Raw genomic sequence first — 15,756 nt, 5'->3', positions numbered from 1 at the left:
CTTGCCGATCGCCATCGATCAACCACACGTCTCGCCCAGCTCGCGCCCGAGCGATTGCAATCTGAACTGCTAGAGTCGTTTTACCAACTCCACCCTTTGTATTTGCTATAGCAACAATCACGGTTTCACCTCGTTTGAATATTCATTCAATGGGTAAATAATATCTAAAGTAATTAAAATCGTCAACATATTTTTATACCATTATGAATATGTTTTGAATATTCATTAAATGTGAACTGTTTGTGTGGCTAAGTCATAGCAGGTGATTGTATTGTAGCTACATTTGAGCTACAATACCATTTTTACAGATCATTGGAGCAAAGCCATGAGAGCTGATGCCGTAGTTCGCGCACGTATTCCCGCAGACATGAAAGACAAAGCCATAGCGACACTAGAACGCATGGGGTTAAGTGCGTCCGATTTAATCCGCCTGACTTTCCTTCGTGTGGCAGAAGAAGGGCGTTTGCCATTTGATGTACAAGTACCAAATCGCACAACACGAAAAGCAATTAAGGAATTGGAAGCAGGGAAGGGGGTACGTTTTGATAATGCGGAAGACCTTTTAAAAGATTTAGGTATCTAAAATATGCTCACTCCAATACGTTCCGGTCAATTCAAGCGAGACGTAAAGCGTGCCGGGAAGCGCGGAAAGGAAATGGATAAACTGCGAACGCTGTTGCAGATGTTGATCGAAGAACAGCCGCTGCCGGAGAGATACCAAGATCATCCACTGAAAGGTCAATGGTCCGGTTATCGCGATGCCCATATCGAGCCTGACTGGTTGCTAATCTACCGTGTAAAAGGAGATGAATTGCAATTGATCAGAACAGGTACTCATTCAGATCTATTCGACGAATAGAATGGAAATAGAGGAGGGTAGTTAGTATATATTTAACTGTTGTTTTAATATTCTTTGAATATTCATAATATACATTAATAACTTATATTAAAATATCAGACCCTTTTCTATTTCCTACTATCTCAAAATCAAAAGCCTGAACATCTCGATAGGGATGCATCAGGCTTTGCATCTCATCAGGAGTGCTAGAAAACCATGCATCATAATCGGAAGCTGGTAGCACCAACGGAGATCTAGCGTGTAGGTTCTTAATAGGGGAGTTCGCACCAGGCGCAACAGTTAGCATAGAAAATCGTTTGGACACTTCGCCTGTTTCTTTGTCTATCACATCCTCATATATACCAGCTGCACCGAAAGTAGGGCGGCCTGGCATAAAGATACGAACTTTCGTTTTTAGCCCGTCATTTATTTCTGCTATTTCCGGCCATTCAAACCAAGCGTTCATTGGAATAATGCAACGGTTTTCAGCAAATGCCTTCTTGAATGACCGTTTCATGGTTATTTCTTCGGATTTGGCATTTATCAGAGTTTTCTTAACTAACTTGCCTGATTTGCCTGGCCAGGACCTAATGAACCCCCATTCACGGAGTTGAACTTGATAATGGCCTGGTTCAGTTAATAAGATAACCGGAGCTTTGTTAGTAGGGCGTATGTCCAGGTCGGGCCGAATTTCCGGCCATTGAACAAAATCAAATTCGTTCCCTTTTGGGCTGGTAAATTCGTAACGACCACACATATATTCTCTCTTGATTTAATAGTGTTAACTACCTGGCCGAAAGTGATTTTATGCGCTTGCCCATCATGAATACACGTCGCTTGAGCAATTCGATATCAGTAGGGTAGTCTAAAAACGCCAAAGCTTCGTCTAAAGTACGAAATTCCTTTGCATTTCGAATTAAAAAATCAATTAAAACATGAAAAAAGAATTGCAGTTGATAACAATGGGTTTTGGCTCTCTCTGATTGTTCACCGGCATGAACATTTGTGTTTCTGTATTCGCGCAAATGCTCTAGCAACTGCGTATAGTATTCCCGCTCTTTGAATAAGGCGGAACAACGTTGCACTAATTTCATTTGCTCAGCAAAGTTAGGCGACAATAAAGCTTCTAAGGCGCTCCATAACCGTAAAAATGCTGTATTTGGATCTCGTTCATCAAATGCGCGGACGTACCTGACTAAGGCGTCTCTAATTACAGTTGCATAACGCGAGTCTGCAACGGCAATTTGCCGTAAATAATAGCGAGAGTTTTTAACTACTTGGTCTGGTTTTTTAAAACCATATACTTTTACAATTTGATAATTTGGATCGTACCAAATATTTTGAGACTCCACTCTTCCAATATCGGAATGTAAAGTATGACTGCTGCCGAGACGTATCGTATTTATAGGTGAGTATTGATCGTTAGACTCAAACAGTGTCATCACCGGATTAGCCATAAGGCACCATATTGCTCGCTGTAAATCCAAGGCTCGAAGTGATTTTTCAACCGCGCCACTAGCCGATCTAGCTTTGGTTTTAATTATTACTTTTGAATATTGATCCGCGGTAAATGGAAGTGTAATTATCTGATTATCAAGAAACGCTTGTCGAGGGCGACGAAAACGATAGGGATAATTATAAGAATAGAATCGAATTTCTGTACCTAGTAGATTTATTTTTTTAGGCAATCCTTGAACATACAAGGATATTGCAGTTAATAATAAATACTCCTGTTCAGGTCTTGCTAATCGTTTGTTTAATTCGTTATTGATTGCGTAAAGAAATTCCTCTTTAGTTAAAGATTGAGACTTAACTTGCGCTAAAGCGGTCCAAACCAAGTCAGAAGAATCTATATCTTTCTCAGTTGGAGGAAAATCTAGCATGGAATATAGAGCAGGTAGACACTCGCTCAGTCCAAAACCTTTATAAGAAATTGTACCGTCCGGTTTTACTAGCCTTGACTCATTGATTTTATCTAAGATAACCTGAGGCTTTAGGTTTTTGGACCTTTGTTTCCAGGAGATCGGCATTTATTTCTTTCTAGCAGGGTGTTGAGCTCGGATGCCAAAAATTATAATAATGAAATGGATAAACATAGGGGCGATGGCAATCAGAATAAATGAAATGCTTTCTTCTAAACGTCCAGAACTAAACAATACGTTTCTCCTCCAGCCCAGATATCCGTTTAAATCTGATGAAAACCCGAATACCACTAGTTTGCTTAATAGGGCAAATGCTATCGACCCAACTATAAAAATCTTAACGAGCCGGATATATAAACTATGCAAGGTAGATCTACTGCCAGATGCTGGTATAGGGTCGGCTTGGTAGCGCAAAATTTCAATGGCATTGAATCTCATCATTATGAATAGAGACAAACTCAAAGCTACTGCCATTAATAAGGAAGCTAAAACTGTTATGCCTGAATGCGCCATAACACCATAGGCCACCTTATAAAAAATAAAAGCACCGAACCCCCATATAGTCATTAATCCCAACATACCCGACCTCAAAGAATAATTTAGGACAGTATATATCTGAATGTAAATTATTTGTTATTTTGTACATGTCGGACATAGTGACATTTTGGTATACTCATATGTCACTAGCAAAAATGCATACCAAAACACTTAATGTCATGATATATTTGTCACTACCAATCAAGTCATAATCTAAATGTCACTGGAACACAAAAATGTACATTTATGGATACCTTAGGGCATCGACCAAAGAGCAGGACGCCACCCGAGCCAAAGCCAGGCTAAAAACATTCATTGAGGGGAAGGGCGGCAGAATCGCCAGCTGGTATATAGAAAATGTATCTGGCGCATCACTACAACGACCGGCATTGATGCAGCTGTTGGACGATGCTGCGCCAGGTGACGCTATATTGATCGAGCAGGTAGACCGACTGTCACGTCTGGATGAGGTAGGGTGGTCAACCCTTAAACAAATGATCCAGGAGAAAAGCCTTTCTGTCATCAGCCTGGATCTGCCTACCAGTCATGCAGCACTCGGCCAGGCAACTAAGGACGAATTTACTGCGGCAATGCTCAAGGCTATCAATAACATGATGTTAGACATGTTGGCGGCAATTGCCAGGAAAGACCATCAGGATCGACGCAGACGGCAGAATGAGGGAATAGATAAAGCAAAAGGGGAGGGGAAATATAAGGGGCGGCAGGCTGATCAGATTATGCACGATAAAATAATTCAGTTGCGCATCAAGAAGGGAATGAGTATTGCAGATACTGCAAAATTTGTGGGAGTATCTACCCGTACAGTAATTCGGGTAAGTCAACAGGCGGGATAAATGGATATGCGTAAAAATCCCATGCACAGAAGATCCAAAATACCGACAAAGGGAGATGACGCCTGGTCCCAAAAAAACATCACAGACTCAGAGTGTCATGCGGAAAACTGAAAAGATAGGTTTGAAGAAATTATTGAAAACTAGATCAGAGTGAAAAATCAGAACCAAAAAAGATCAGTAAGTGATGAATTAACCATCCGGTTAGGACTGACTTCTCGAGAAAATTATAATTGATGAGAGCTATCGTTCAACGCTTAATTATCAATTATCGTTTAACAGATATACGTTACACGTATTAGCAAACTGTCCTATTGCAGCATGAGAGCGAAGATGCTTTGGCAGCATAATATTGAGACAATACTCAATCCCATCATTTGGGGTTTTGATATGAGAAAAGAACATTTTCTCTATTTCATCCCAAAGTTCAATTCGGTCGAGATCCTCATATATGAAGGAGCCACCTTTGGCCAATAGAATCCATATTTGCGCAACATCATCACGAATAATTTTATTATTTTCGCTTAGTAACGTAACTCTTTTAACTTGTGCCGCCGATAACAACCAGTAGATTCGTCTCTGCTGAAATTCATCATACTTGGATTCGTTCTTGCGAGCTTCATTGAAAACAGATATATATCCGTCAACCGTCCTAGGCACTTTAGAATCCGTAGTTTTAGAATCGCTCACCATTTTCGTTGTTACTTCGAGTACTTCAAGAGCGACTAATACCATCCATGATTCACGGCCAACATCAGTTAAAAATGCTTTTAAAAATTTCGCAAGTTCGACATCGGCAGGTCCGAAAGGATGCAAAATTTTGTCGTTTTTTTCGGCCTTCTTTTGCTTAAAAAAATTAAACATATAAACCCCTGTAATCACCTCTTTTTAAGATCATTGCTTAAATCAACTATTTGTATATAATGTAACAAATTATTTTATGCTGGGATATAAAATATGAACATATTCAACTTTTTTAGGCAAAAACAGCAACAACCTCCAATAAACCTTAAGCCTGGCGAAACTCAAGGTGACTATATTGGTTGCTACCTTTTGGAAATTGAAGGGGACGAAGGAGAACAGCCAAGTTATCAATCTCTGGCTATAACCAGAGAAGAATTAGCCCGAGATTGTAGAGAATTCTGCAAGCGGTGCATAGAAATACATACTGAACAAATGCAACGTATTCGCCCTCTGCCTGAAAATCCACCTGAAGTAATGACGCTCGAAATAATGAAATTATTAGCTTCACCAAACAAAGCTCAACACGAACGGGAAATAGATCTTCTACAAAGATCTATAAAAAATATCGACGTATATATCGATCAACATTTCCAGGGCAACCCTTCAGAACCTTTTTTAAAGGTTAGTGGCATGACACTATTCTTAAGTACCGGCACGCGGTTACGCCAAAAACGCCGAGGCAAGTACATAGAATAGATATACCATATTAAGATTGTTGAATTTGCGCTATCTCTCTAAACTTGTATCCTTAGAAGGAGCCATTTCGCGTATCTGTTCCTGCGATTGATCAAAGCGCTGCTGGGCCTGCGTTGTATGGCCTTCTAACTTGATCTCTTTTGCAAACCCACTGAGCACCCGCGCCTCGGCCTTGGCCCCTATTTTAAATAGCTCTTTGGCAATCTTGCCGTACTCAGTCGAGACGATATTTCTAGTCCGCATTTCTTCACGCAAGAACGGATGAATAGGGCGGGAGGATTCTTTGACGGCATGCACCAGATCAATGGCCTGCTGCCGATAGGCATTAGGAACCTCACCCCGTTTACGCATGTGACGCAGCGTGGAATGCTCAGGCTTCTGGGTCTTGCCTCGATGCACTCGGCGCGTGGCGGCACACTCTACGCCTTGCTCTCGCATTTTGTCAGCAAAGCGCAGCCGCCACTCAAACAGATCTGCTTTGCGCGGATCCATACGCCGCCCCAGCTCGTTTTTCATCATCACACACAAATGCACATGAGGGTGTTTCTCGTCCAGGTGCTGCACGAACGCATACTGATGCCCGACAAACGCCTCCTTGGCAAATTCTCTGGCAGCCGCCTTGACCGCCTCCGGATTCGTACCTGGCGGCATTGACAGCACCAGGTTAATGGCTTCGCGCTTGGGGCTTTTCTCAGGAACCCCCAGCGCCTTCCAGGCATTGGTAATGCCCTCATGGATTTGCTTTTGACCCTTATAGATCAGGCCGTCCTGGTCCTCAAGATCCAGTTTCCCGTTACGGCTGATATAGTCCATATGGCCGCGAACAGCCTGAATACCATTAGTACCGCCTTTGCGCGGTGGGATCTTAACCATGACTTCGGGCTTTTTTAACGCAGCGGACTGAATGTTTTTCAAACCTGTACCCGGTTTTAAGGGGCGACGCGTTGCCCCTCGGCCCGATGCGCCTGCTTTGGCCCTAGTGGAGCGGGTTTTAAACTCCATGAACCACTTATCGGTTTGTTGATTGAGTTGCTTCATTGCAGCCGCTCCTGGTTCGAGGTAATCAATTCCCTTACCTTGTCGGTATGCTCATTAATGAGGCTGTGCACATCTTCGATTTTCTGGCTGGTCACCTCGGCTGATTCCTGCGCATTAAGCGCACGGGCAATCTGATTCAGATTTCGACCAATGCGCAGCAACTGAAAATTGGACTGATAGAGCGCGGTGACCTCATCGTTATTCAAAATGGCCATTTTGGTCATTTGGCTACGCAACGCCATACGAATAAAGGCACTGACAGACATATCTGCCTGCGCTGCAGCCTCATTGAGAAAAGCCGTTTCAACGGGATTTAGCTTTAACGATGGCTTAATCCATTGGGCCTCTGCCTGGCTTAACTCATCCTGGTCGGCACTGATTTTGACATTGGCCTGCAACGGCAAATTTGCCAAGGGTGATTTATTGCCATTGACCGCCTGCACGAGCACGGCCTTGGCGTATTCCGAAATACTATCAATGCCCAGATCCTTAGCCTGCGCCTGAATTTTTCCAAATGTAGCCTCAGAGATTCCATAAATCTGAATTCTTTTTTGCATTATCTTTCTACCTCCAACTCTTGATCTTGCTTTAACACCGCATCAACCGCATGCGCCTGAGCCGTATAAAACCGCTCGTAGGCTTGTGTCTTCTGATCGGTGGGCATGTGCTTAACCACATCCCGCATCAACACTTCCATTGTCATAAACACGTCCTGAGTGTCCCGAGGCAATTGTTTGAACTTCTCCTCATAGATCTCCTTCATAGACTGTTCTGTTTTCTCAGGACTTTGGACCTTGTCCTGCTCAGCCTTATCCGCTGTGCGTTCCAAGTAAATCGACAGATAGTTATGAATTTTTTCCGCATCCTGACAGGCCCTCGTAATTTCGGCCGGATCTTCTTTCAGGATCTTGACCCAGGAGTCAACATAGGACATATGCTGGCCAGGATCATGCGAAATACCCAGGCGCTGACCGACCAGCATGGAACTGATCTCGGCCCGCAGCTCCTCCCTGGCGTACCCCTCAGAGCCGAAGGAATTCACAAAAGGGCGGTTAAGCCGTGATTCATGACCAGTCCAGTGGCCCAGCTCATGCAGCGCCGTGCTGTAATATCGCTCAGGATCCGGGAACTGCTCTTTAAGCGGCAAAACGATCATGTCCTGACTAGGGCTGTAATACGCCCTGTTTCCGGCCTGGTGATCGATCTGCGCGCCACTGGCGGCCAGCAGTTTGTCGATCTGCTCGACCCCGTTCCATTGATGCTCTGTGCGTTCCAGGGGCGGCACACCCGTTATTTGCTCAGCATTGAACACAACAAAGGTGCGAATAATCGGCTTGTTCAGCTTCGTCTGCTCGATTACGGCATTGCCTTTAGGATCTTTGACCGGCTTGCCCTCATCATCACGCAGCTGTTTTTCTTCATGAAAACGAAATGTCTGGATCAGAGAGCCTTTTTCACCCTTATTGACCCGATAGCCGCGCTCCTTGGCCTGGTTAAATGTCAGCCAGCGCGGATCTGCGTACCCGGCCAGCATGAGATTCAAGACATTGCTGCCCCGGTAGGATTTGCCGGTCGATTCGTTATAAGGCATGCTGATAAGCGGCGCATCCCACGGCCTTTGCCAGGGCGCTGTCCCCGCTTGCAGCTGGGTGATGATCTTTTCGGCCAGCTGCTCATGAAATGCCGGTTTTTTCTCGGCCATATTCTTTTCTCCTCAAACGAAAAAAGCCCTACCATTTCTGGTAGGGCTTCGTTGGTGTGTGTGTGAAAAACCGCGAGAACGATTACTCGTCGGTCTCCTCAGTGGATTGGGCCTGCGCCTGGCGCTCAGCATGAGTTAAATGATCCTGCTCATAGCCGTATATTTCAGGCATTTCGAGCATGAAATCAAGCAATTGTTGGCGATTATCCACCGGTTTCACCTCTTTTTCATCCATAGTATTAACTCCTAAATCATTAATTCTGTTGCGCCTGGCGCCACTGCCACGGCTCGACCGCTGCCGCTTTTACCCATAACCCCCGCTTCTCGGATCTTGCAAGGGTTTCCAATGCGCCGTATTTTGAATCCTGAACATCACCATCGTAACGATACGCCCAGGCATGACCGGAACGTACTAATAGCTCGTTCACTGAAAGTAGGCTTTGCTGTTTGTTATCAGGATCTAAGGTCACCATATAAACCTCACCGAGTGTTCGACCGTACTTGTCTTGATTTCCCAGCTCGATATCTACAGAATATCCTTGGATATAACTGGCAAGGTATTGCTTAGCAGAAGCGCCATTATCCTGCGACAGCTCTGGCGCATCAATCCCTACTAGACGAATTCGCACCAGCTGCCGGTCAATGCGCACATCGATCGTATCTCCATCGATGACACGCTCGACAACCGCATCGACCAGCGGGGCGGTATTGTTGGTGCGATCAACCCACATCGCACCAACGACCACCCCGACAAGCAACAATACCGAGCCGATCCGGACAAGGTAATTTCTCATAGACTCCTCATTTAAAAACTAGCGATCAAGCGTCAAATCTTTCTGGTGCTCGCGTTCCTGCTGATGCTCTTTTTTAGCCGATTGCTCAACCCGCTCACGCATGGGTTCAGGAACATTCAGCGTAGTGCCATTCACCGCTTTTTCCATATTGGTATTGAAATTGCGGTGCGCATCTTCCCGGCGATCATGACGAAGATAGCTAATGACATTTTTTGCCATATTCTGCATATACCGAAAATTGGCCTGGCTAGCCGGATTTAGGCGACTGGCAATACCCTGTTTCGATACGCCCTGTTGCTCATTCAAATGGACGCTTCTCATTTGATCGGCGGCTATCTTAACCTGCGAAGGCACACTTTGCCCGCCAATAACGGCCATACGTACATCAGTATCGATATCTGCCTTAGCAGAGGTTTCAATATGTGCCTGCGTAGGCATTTCATTCTGAGAAACCAACCGATCAGCAGCCGATATTGCCCGCGCGTCCGCCATAGCCGACTTCTCCTGTTTTGGTTCCGAGGCTTTTTCTTGCTCCTGATTCAAAACCGTCACTTCCCAAGCATTGCGATGAGTCAACACCGTTTCATGACCAATAACCGTTTTACCATCATCACCATACACAGGTTGATCCACTTCAACAGGCTCACGTCCCAGGTTTTTCAGAGTAATGTCATCGCCTATCTTGGCTTCACTCTCTTTAATTGCCGCAGGCAGTCCAACACCCCAAATAGTGCGTTCCGTCTCACCTTGGCTTAGAGTGACAAAGTAGCTGGGCTTGTTTTTATCATCATGTAAATAGGGCGCTGCACCATGATTCACAAGAATACCGGATGGCAGTTCAGGCTGATCTTTGCGTTGTGGTGATCCCCTCTTGTCATCAGCTTGACCTGACACCATAGCCTTTTCTCGGGTCAGATCGGGCTGCACCTGGTTCAAGCTGCGTTCTTCCAGGCGTTTATTGACCATTGCCAGATCCTCGGGCGTGGGTTGATGCCCCCGCGTCTTAATGCCCTGGCTCTCGGCCTCAATGAACATAAGACGCTTAAACTCTGGTGTTCCAGACAATTTAAGCCGTTCCCAGCCCTTGGCCTTTGCTACTTCAACCATATCGTGCACGGTCTGAATATCCTCCTTCGTCGTCGAGAGGTACTTGCCCTTGTCCTGGAAAATCGTCGTCACCCCATTACCGGCATCGACATATTTGCCATCAACAAACAAATACCGAACTTCCAGCCCATCAGGCGGGGCCTTATAGGCCAGATCCAAGACCGGCTTTTTTATAGCCGTCTCCCCGGCCACTGCATCAGTGGCAACAGATGGCTCAACTGTTGGCGCTGCGTGTCGCTGCCCGATACCTTGAGCCTCCTGCTCAACCGCCCTTGCAGGCTGCTGTACAGGATCTGTGGCCTGGGCCTGCTCGATCACCTGTTCCAGATCCGGTTCAATCCGGTTTATCTCCTGTTGTCCAAAGACAGACGCCGGCATTGCCGGCGTTTCTGATTCCTCGATCGCTGGGGTTTCCTGCTGAATCTGCGGCGGTTTGGCGGCCTCCTGGACCGCTTCCAAACCTCGGACCTGAGCCAGATCATTAAAATCTGACGGTATGGCCTCGGGGCCGTGCTTTTGCCGAAATGCCGCAAAATCCGCATCGGTAAACTCCGGCATCACTGCATGGGCCTTGTCACCTACGATTTGGGCGGCCTGGTCCGCGTAATTAATACCCACCCCATTGGCATCATTATCTGCGCAAAATGTAATCGGAATATCCTGCATGGTGTCCTTAAGCGCCTCGGCAACAGGTTTCATGTTGTAGGCATGAACCGCCATCAGCACCGGCTGTCCGGTCGCCTGATGCAAGCTGGCCGCCGTCGCAAACCCCTCTGCCACCAATACACCGCGTTCAGAAGTTGCATTTTTAGGGTGTCCGATCAAAAATGCCGATCCTTGTACCTGGCTACCTTCGGCAAAGGACTTGAACCCATTGGGGCCAATCGATTGGACAGCCACCAGCTCCTTACTTTTTCGCAATGGCACCAGCAGCTGATTGCCTTCTTGCCGAATGGCACCGATAACGGCCAGATCAGTAATCCCCTTTACTACCAGATACGGATGTTTAGGATCTGCAGCACCGGCTTTATCCCACCGCGTCTGCGCCTCGGCTTTGGCCTGCGCGGCCTCGATAGCGCGCTCTGCCAGGGCTTTTTCTTCTGCAATGCGCCGCTGTTCAGCCCTCGCTGCCTGTTCCTCGGCGCTGGGCGGTGTGTACGGCGTCCCTGCCACATATCCGGCCCGTTTGGCCTCAAAAAACACCGACCCAATATTGACACGACCCGGTTTCAGGCTTTTCCAGGCAGATTTCGCTGCCTTCTCGTTGTAATTCTCGGCCTTCTGTGACCAACCATCCCAAAGATTAAAACCATCTTCTCCCAGCTCCGTTTTGATCCCTGCACCCATACGCAGCCAAGTTTCCCGATCAGTGGAGTCAACATGGCTCAGGGCCTGCTTAATTTCGTCATTGTTTGACATCATTCATTCCTTTTCATGAGTTTCCTAATACCTGCTCAAAAGCGCGGGTGCCGCTACCCTGCCAAGCTTTTTCTACCGCCTGTTTCAGGTCTGCCAAATATTCGGGCGGTGAATCCTGCGCGCACAGTCCTGCAATGACCGTCTGCATCAACTGGTCCTTGTTTGCCAGAACTTGCAACGGGGTTTCGGACAGTTCATCAACTGGCACAGCTTCAAGTACCGTATTGCTTAGATTTCCAGAGGTTGATTTCCCCTGACCCGCCGTACCAAATTTCGGCACGAACGGCTGTTCGTACCCAAGACGTTTTTTAAATACTGGATCAGCGTAATAACGCACCTTCTTGGCATAGATGGTATGCATACCGGGCAGATTGATGATGCAGTCGCTCATAGGCATCGCCTTGATCTCCTGCGGAAGCATGACAGCACGGCGCTGTCCTGCCCCTTCACCCGTTGGTTCTGAAATGCTGCGACCGCTTTTACCGGTACTGCGATTCTTGGAATACACAGTCTCATAGCCAATAATTTCTGAGTACTCCTGCGCGTCCTTGGAATCGCGAGTGGTATATATAATCTGACAATCAAAGTTGGTCATCAGAGATCTAGCCCCATGCTCCCCATACAGATTATTGAGCTGCGACAGGTTCTGAAAAATTGCCAGCAGGCGCAGGTTATAGCCTGCAATGTAGGCAGCGCCCGTTTCAATAATATCTACCTTACCCATAGCCGCAAACTCGTCCATCAAGAGCAAACACTGATATTTCAAATCCGGGTTCTGCTCAGGCAATTGATCGGTATTGAGGCTAATTAGCTGGCTAAAGAACAAGTTAATCAGACGACCGAAGCGCGCAAAATCATTCGGATTGATCCCAACATAAATGCTCATCCGCTTACGGCGCACCTGGCGCAGGTCAAAATCATCACCACTAGTAATGCCCGCGATCACCGGATCTGAAAACACCGATAGGGGTTCTAAGAAACTGGAAACGATGCCCGACCCGGTATTTCCCCCCGCATTTGGTACATAACTAAAAAGATTACTTTTGCAGGCATCGCTCAAAGGGGTTTCTTGGGTAACTTCTTTAATCCAGTCAGCCAGAGATTGGCCGTTTGTGGGCGTCGCCAGCTTGAGCATGCCTGGAAGCGATGGCACCACCTTCGTTTCTCCCTCTGTCTCAATCATGTACAGGCATAATCCCACAAAGAGCTTTTGCGCCATGCCATTGAAAAACCTGGTTGAACCGGTCATTTCTCCTGTCGCCGGATACAGAATATTGGCAATCGTAAAAGCACCGCCAGGGGCGAAATCAGGGTCACGATTGACGTAACTAATCGGATTCCATCGATGGCTGCGAAAATCCATAGTGCTCAGGTACATCAAAAATACCTCTTGGCCGTGCGCTTCCCGGTAACCCGCTGTGATCTCATAGTTTTCCAGCTTCGGGTCGAAGACGACCAGGCTATCGCGGTAATGCAAGCAGTTTGGAATCACAACACCCACACCCTTGCCGGACCTGGGAGGGGCGGCCAGGAACGCGAACTGATTGCCGCCCCAGCGCAGATATTTGCCCTTGTATTTGCCGATAATAATGTCCGGCGTCTTATGCTCATCTTCCAGCAAACCCGCTTTGGCGACCTCACCAGGACGGGCAAAACGAGCCGAACCATGTAATTCCCGCTTGTAGCGGTTAAAGAGAATAGCAATGCTCATGAATACAGGAATAACGGTAATCAATGCACTCAGAACTACACCAGCCTTAAACTGCCACATCACCCAAATACCGCCTCCTGGACCCTGTGACTGCGTATACAGATCCCACAGGACAAAAATGCCCGGATTGATTGGGGCCTTGGCTAACCGGGCAAAGGCCAGACTACCGACGAACTGCCCGATGACAGCGAATATCAGAACACTGACCAGCAACATGCCTAGCCATATCAGGAATTTTTTCATAAAGAACACCTTTCAAATCAGAGAACGGCAAGCAAACTCTTAACTGAACTGCTCAAGCGGGTTTGCCGGGGGTTGTGCCGTCTTGGCCTGCTGCTCTGCGGATGCAGCCTGGCCCTCCCGATTCTCGTCATGCCGGACCTTGGTATGGATCATTTTCATATCTTGGACTTTGACCACCACAGATAAGCGATCCATACCGGTGCGATCATCCTTATAGATTCTGGTTTGCAGCGGGCCGCGCGCCCAGATCTTGTCCCCCTTTTTCATGTACTTGGCAACGATCTCGGCCTGATTACCAACGAGCAAAGCGGTATGCCATTGGGTGGACTCTTTAATTTCGCCGGTTTCTTTGTCGGTCCATTGATCTGGTGTCGCAATGGAAATACGCAGGCTGGGAGTTCCATTAGCGAAAAAGAACAACTCAGGATCTTTGCCCAGGTTTCCCATGACGGTTATTTCATTGATATAGGCTGACATTTACTGTCCTCTAAAAGAAAAACCCCGCTAAAAGCGAGGTTCTATTGATTACTTATAATGAATATTATTTGAATATTCTTTTACTCTGTATTTGTAGTAATTTCCTTATCGTATTGCGGGAGACGATCGGTTATGTCGTGCCAAGGTGCCTTATGAGCGACATAAACATGAAGTTGCGGTTTTAGTCCGGGATCGTCATCTAAAGCCCCTAAAGGCAAGCCGTAGCAAGTCGAGTCATTGTCGAATCGACTTAAGATTGGCGTTCCACATTCGCTGCAAAATCCTCGATGATTACCGGGCGACGACTCGTAAAATTTAAGTAAATTGTCCCCTTGAGTGATTTTAAAATCAGCAGAATTTACCCGAGCACGACTACGAAAAGCAGCCCCATGCGCTTTGCGGCACATTTTACAATGACAATTTAATGCCCCTTCCAATGGCCCTGAGACTTCATATTGAATGCCACCGCAGAGGCAGCTACCGTGAATAATTGACATAACACTTCCACAAAATATTTAGAAATATAGTACAGCACGTGTTTTGCAAATACGACAATGTGAACTACCCACGCATGGCGCGCCGCTTTTCCATTGGGTCATAGTAAAACTCGGTCATATACGTATCGTTAAAGAAACATACGATATCAATCGTCTTTTTGGCGGTGTTTAAAAGATACTGATAATCCATGGTTTTGCCGGTTCCGGACTCTTTGGCCAGGTCCGCGATACGATGGAACACACTTGGCGCGTCATTGGCATGTACCGAAGTTAACCCGCCTGGGTGGCCGGTATTGAGGGCTGTAAGATAATCCCACGCTTCACCGCCACGCAGCTCAGTCAAGAAAATACGCGTCGGCTTAATTCGCATGCACGATGCGATAAGATCCTGCGCCGGGACATGTTTTTTTATGAAAAGATGGACATGATTCGGATGATTAGGCAAATCCAACTCATGCGTATCTTCCAGCGTCACAATTCGCACATTACTGGGGATCAAATCGGCAATAGCTTTGGAAAACGTTGTTTTCCCAGAGCCAGTGCCGCCAACCATGCAAATATTTAGCTTTTTCTCGACCGCCAGGTTAAAGAATGACCAAGTATCACCAACTGCTTTGTAATGAAGTAGATCCAGCTCAAAGTCCCTAACCCTTACATCCTGAGCAATGCACAGCTCCTCGGCTACCTCCTGGTAGTTGCGACCCGCAAACATGCCCTCTTGCACATCCACGGCCTGCAAGGCCGATTCGCTCATATCCTGATACCGGGACAAACGACCCGAATCAATATAGCTTTGCAAACTAAACCGATCTCGGGAAGGCTTCCTGAACGCAAAAACAACCGTCCCCTCCTCGCATGACGGCGGAAGCAGAATATGGCACCGTTCCCCGTCAGGCAGCGTGACCGAATGCATGGGGTCGGCGTCATGAATGTACTTCTGGTTGTAAATCGCCAGCACATTGGCCAGCTCCATCAAACGATCCAGGGTCAATTCCGGGTTTTCCTCTCGGATCACCCCACCCGGCAGCTCAATAAAGACTTCACACGGTCGATTTATCATTACATCCGTCACCCCTGGCCGGTTCAGGTATTCAGAAATACCCAAGCGGGCCAGGATATTACGGGCGCTGATATCTGGCGAATAGCCCAGCTCATTGCTCACAACATCCATGCCTATCCC

The 15,756-nt window shown here is 46.9% G+C and carries 19 protein-coding genes; 4 read left to right on the top strand and 15 right to left on the bottom strand.

Translation table 11 applies throughout. The annotated features are described in order from the left end of the window. Window positions 1-121: ParA family protein (locus EV681_RS22400; protein WP_130305348.1), on the bottom strand; the 121-nt coding region annotated here is incomplete at its 3' end. Between the two features lie 204 nt (window positions 122-325). Between EV681_RS22400 and EV681_RS22395 the strand changes: the two genes are divergently transcribed. Then, window positions 326-583, top strand: a complete 258-nt coding sequence (locus EV681_RS22395) for a type II toxin-antitoxin system RelB/DinJ family antitoxin (RefSeq protein ID WP_130305347.1) — start codon at window positions 326-328, stop codon at window positions 581-583. 3 nt (window positions 584-586) lie between these two features. Then, a complete protein-coding gene (locus tag EV681_RS22390; RefSeq protein WP_130305346.1) occupies window positions 587-859 on the top strand; it encodes a type II toxin-antitoxin system YafQ family toxin in 273 nt (90 codons plus the stop codon). Between the two features lie 82 nt (window positions 860-941). Here EV681_RS22390 and EV681_RS22385 read toward each other — a convergent pair whose 3' ends face one another. The 3 genes from EV681_RS22385 to EV681_RS22375 are packed head-to-tail and all read right to left on the bottom strand — an operon-like array spanning window position 942 to window position 3,339. Continuing rightward, window positions 942-1,595, bottom strand: a complete 654-nt coding sequence (locus EV681_RS22385; RefSeq protein WP_130305345.1) for an SOS response-associated peptidase — start codon at window positions 1,593-1,595, stop codon at window positions 942-944. Window positions 1,596-1,623: 28 nt separating this feature from the next. Continuing rightward, window positions 1,624-2,868 carry a HEPN domain-containing protein gene (locus EV681_RS22380; protein ID WP_130305344.1) on the bottom strand — a complete coding sequence of 415 codons (1,245 nt, stop codon included), beginning with the start codon at window positions 2,866-2,868 and terminating at the stop codon, window positions 1,624-1,626. After that, entirely contained in the window at window positions 2,869-3,339 is a 471-nt protein-coding gene (locus EV681_RS22375; RefSeq protein WP_130305343.1) for a hypothetical protein, read from the bottom strand. 194 nt (window positions 3,340-3,533) lie between these two features. Here EV681_RS22375 and EV681_RS22370 point away from each other — a divergent pair, with 194 nt between their 5' ends. Continuing rightward, a complete protein-coding gene (locus tag EV681_RS22370; protein WP_130305342.1) occupies window positions 3,534-4,151 on the top strand; it encodes a recombinase family protein in 618 nt (205 codons plus the stop codon). 261 nt (window positions 4,152-4,412) lie between these two features. On the opposite strand, the gene EV681_RS22365 is transcribed toward EV681_RS22370, so the two are convergent. Continuing rightward, complete coding sequence (locus EV681_RS22365) at window positions 4,413-5,012, bottom strand: hypothetical protein (protein ID WP_130305341.1); 600 nt, start codon at window positions 5,010-5,012, stop codon at window positions 4,413-4,415. A gap of 93 nt (window positions 5,013-5,105) precedes the next feature. Here EV681_RS22365 and EV681_RS22360 point away from each other — a divergent pair, with 93 nt between their 5' ends. After that, window positions 5,106-5,588, top strand: coding sequence for a hypothetical protein (locus tag EV681_RS22360; RefSeq protein WP_130305340.1), 483 nt, complete (start codon window positions 5,106-5,108; stop codon window positions 5,586-5,588). 30 nt (window positions 5,589-5,618) lie between these two features. Here the strand turns inward: EV681_RS22360 and EV681_RS22355 are convergent, their stop codons facing one another. The 10 genes from EV681_RS22355 to virB11 all read right to left on the bottom strand — a co-directional run bounded on the left by EV681_RS22355 (window position 5,619) and on the right by virB11 (window position 15,747). Further along, window positions 5,619-6,626, bottom strand: a complete 1,008-nt coding sequence (locus EV681_RS22355) for a relaxase/mobilization nuclease domain-containing protein (RefSeq protein ID WP_130305339.1) — start codon at window positions 6,624-6,626, stop codon at window positions 5,619-5,621. Beyond that, complete coding sequence (locus EV681_RS22755; protein ID WP_242612365.1) at window positions 6,623-7,183, bottom strand: plasmid mobilization protein; 561 nt, start codon at window positions 7,181-7,183, stop codon at window positions 6,623-6,625. Before EV681_RS22755 ends, EV681_RS22355 begins: the two co-directional genes overlap by 4 nt. Beyond that, window positions 7,183-8,328 (bottom strand): ArdC family protein, encoded by a 1,146-nt coding sequence (locus EV681_RS22340; protein WP_130305338.1) that lies wholly within the window; start codon window positions 8,326-8,328, stop codon window positions 7,183-7,185. The genes EV681_RS22755 and EV681_RS22340 overlap by 1 nt, the downstream gene beginning before the upstream one ends. 82 nt (window positions 8,329-8,410) lie before the next feature. Beyond that, entirely contained in the window at window positions 8,411-8,563 is a 153-nt protein-coding gene (locus EV681_RS22635) for a hypothetical protein (RefSeq protein ID WP_165393188.1), read from the bottom strand. 19 nt (window positions 8,564-8,582) lie between these two features. Beyond that, a complete protein-coding gene (locus EV681_RS22335; protein ID WP_130305337.1) occupies window positions 8,583-9,122 on the bottom strand; it encodes a thermonuclease family protein in 540 nt (179 codons plus the stop codon). 18 nt (window positions 9,123-9,140) lie between these two features. Next, window positions 9,141-11,648 (bottom strand): LPD7 domain-containing protein, encoded by a 2,508-nt coding sequence (locus EV681_RS22330; protein WP_130305336.1) that lies wholly within the window; start codon window positions 11,646-11,648, stop codon window positions 9,141-9,143. Window positions 11,649-11,661: 13 nt separating this feature from the next. Further along, complete coding sequence (locus tag EV681_RS22325; RefSeq protein WP_130305335.1) at window positions 11,662-13,602, bottom strand: type IV secretory system conjugative DNA transfer family protein; 1,941 nt, start codon at window positions 13,600-13,602, stop codon at window positions 11,662-11,664. A gap of 39 nt (window positions 13,603-13,641) precedes the next feature. Next, window positions 13,642-14,079 carry a single-stranded DNA-binding protein gene (locus tag EV681_RS22320; protein WP_130305334.1) on the bottom strand — a complete coding sequence of 146 codons (438 nt, stop codon included), beginning with the start codon at window positions 14,077-14,079 and terminating at the stop codon, window positions 13,642-13,644. 80 nt (window positions 14,080-14,159) lie between these two features. After that, a complete protein-coding gene (locus EV681_RS22315) occupies window positions 14,160-14,570 on the bottom strand; it encodes a GFA family protein (protein WP_130305351.1) in 411 nt (136 codons plus the stop codon). Window positions 14,571-14,640: 70 nt separating this feature from the next. After that, window positions 14,641-15,747, bottom strand: a complete 1,107-nt coding sequence (gene virB11, locus EV681_RS22310) for a P-type DNA transfer ATPase VirB11 (RefSeq protein ID WP_130305333.1) — start codon at window positions 15,745-15,747, stop codon at window positions 14,641-14,643. Window positions 15,748-15,756 lie beyond the last annotated feature (9 nt).

The sequence above is a fragment of the Advenella incenata genome (assembly GCF_004217095.1).
Taxonomy (GTDB): Bacteria; Pseudomonadota; Gammaproteobacteria; order Burkholderiales; family Burkholderiaceae_B; genus Advenella; species Advenella incenata.
This window is presented reverse-complemented; position numbering and strand designations above follow the sequence as displayed.

Coding starts and splice junctions, on each gene's coding strand:
- EV681_RS22355 (WP_130305339.1), bottom strand. CDS start 6,626: ATGAAGCAACTCAATCAACAAACCGATAAGTGGTTCATGGAGTTTAAA.
- EV681_RS22385 (WP_130305345.1), bottom strand. CDS start 1,595: ATGTGTGGTCGTTACGAATTTACCAGCCCAAAAGGGAACGAATTTGAT.
- EV681_RS22360 (WP_130305340.1), top strand. CDS start 5,106: ATGAACATATTCAACTTTTTTAGGCAAAAACAGCAACAACCTCCAATA.
- EV681_RS22370 (WP_130305342.1), top strand. CDS start 3,534: ATGTACATTTATGGATACCTTAGGGCATCGACCAAAGAGCAGGACGCC.
- EV681_RS22390 (WP_130305346.1), top strand. CDS start 587: ATGCTCACTCCAATACGTTCCGGTCAATTCAAGCGAGACGTAAAGCGT.
- EV681_RS22380 (WP_130305344.1), bottom strand. CDS start 2,868: ATGCCGATCTCCTGGAAACAAAGGTCCAAAAACCTAAAGCCTCAGGTT.
- EV681_RS22395 (WP_130305347.1), top strand. CDS start 326: ATGAGAGCTGATGCCGTAGTTCGCGCACGTATTCCCGCAGACATGAAA.
- virB11 (WP_130305333.1), bottom strand. CDS start 15,747: ATGGATGTTGTGAGCAATGAGCTGGGCTATTCGCCAGATATCAGCGCC.
- EV681_RS22375 (WP_130305343.1), bottom strand. CDS start 3,339: ATGTTGGGATTAATGACTATATGGGGGTTCGGTGCTTTTATTTTTTAT.
- EV681_RS22320 (WP_130305334.1), bottom strand. CDS start 14,079: ATGTCAGCCTATATCAATGAAATAACCGTCATGGGAAACCTGGGCAAA.
- EV681_RS22330 (WP_130305336.1), bottom strand. CDS start 11,648: ATGTCAAACAATGACGAAATTAAGCAGGCCCTGAGCCATGTTGACTCC.
- EV681_RS22365 (WP_130305341.1), bottom strand. CDS start 5,012: ATGTTTAATTTTTTTAAGCAAAAGAAGGCCGAAAAAAACGACAAAATT.
- EV681_RS22755 (WP_242612365.1), bottom strand. CDS start 7,183: ATGCAAAAAAGAATTCAGATTTATGGAATCTCTGAGGCTACATTTGGA.
- EV681_RS22340 (WP_130305338.1), bottom strand. CDS start 8,328: ATGGCCGAGAAAAAACCGGCATTTCATGAGCAGCTGGCCGAAAAGATC.
- EV681_RS22325 (WP_130305335.1), bottom strand. CDS start 13,602: ATGAAAAAATTCCTGATATGGCTAGGCATGTTGCTGGTCAGTGTTCTG.
- EV681_RS22335 (WP_130305337.1), bottom strand. CDS start 9,122: ATGAGAAATTACCTTGTCCGGATCGGCTCGGTATTGTTGCTTGTCGGG.
- EV681_RS22635 (WP_165393188.1), bottom strand. CDS start 8,563: ATGGATGAAAAAGAGGTGAAACCGGTGGATAATCGCCAACAATTGCTT.